Origin of the sequence: Streptomyces chiangmaiensis, from assembly GCF_036281785.1 — a bacterium.
GTDB lineage: Bacteria > Actinomycetota > Actinomycetes > Streptomycetales > Streptomycetaceae > Streptomyces > Streptomyces chiangmaiensis.
Genome location: NZ_JAYWVC010000651.1, coordinates 1 through 852 on the forward strand (window position 1 = coordinate 1; position 852 = coordinate 852).

At 68.9% G+C, this 852-nt stretch carries 1 protein-coding gene; it reads left to right on the plus strand.

Features of this window, described 5'->3' with window-relative positions:
* Nucleotides 1-852 (plus strand): ATP-binding SpoIIE family protein phosphatase (locus tag VXC91_RS46210; protein WP_329513304.1); only part of this gene is annotated, 852 nt, incomplete at both ends.

Genomic DNA, 852 nt, shown 5'->3' on the forward strand with positions numbered 1-852 from the left:
ATGACCTCGTCCACCGCCTCGCGGCCGAGACCACGGGAGAATGGGACACCATCGGCGCCACCTGCCTGTACGCGGTCTACGACCCGGCGGCCTGCACCTGCGTCCTGGCCAGCGCCGGCCACCCGCCGCCCGTACTGGCTCGGCCCGACGGCACCACCCAACTCCTCGAGATCTCCCCCGGCCCGCCCCTGGGCGTCGATAGCATGCCGTTCGAGACCACCACCGTCGACCTGCAGCCCGGCAGCCTCCTCGCCCTCTACACCGACGGCCTCATCAGACGCGGCGATGACGACATCGAGGCCGGCATGCGGCGGCTGACGGAGAATCTCACGACGCACTCCGGCCCTGACCACTCCCTGGTCGAGACCGGCCGCGCCCTCCTGGCCGACCCGGGTGAAACCCCGCCCCGCGATGACATCGCCCTTCTGCTGGCTTGCACACGAGCTGTGCCTGCGAAGAACACCGTGAGCTGGGAGTTCCCCGCGGACCCGGCCGTCATCGCACACGCTCGTGAGGCTGCTGCCCGCCAGCTGACCACCTGGGGCCTCGACGACCTCGCGTTCACCACCGAACTCATCGTCAGCGAATTGGTCACCAATGCCGTCCGCTACGCCGGAGGCCCGGTAGGGCTGCGACTCATCCGCGAGGATGTGCTGGTCTGCGAAGTCACCGATCCCAGCAACACCCAGCCGCGCATGCGCCGAGCCCGCTGGAGCGATGAGGGAGGCCGCGGCCTCTTCCTCGTCGCTCAGCTCACCACCCGCTGGGGCAGCCGCTACGGTCAGCAAGGAAAAACCATCTGGGCTGAGCAAGCGATCCAGCGCCGTCACTCGCACCCTGCAGAAGAACTAG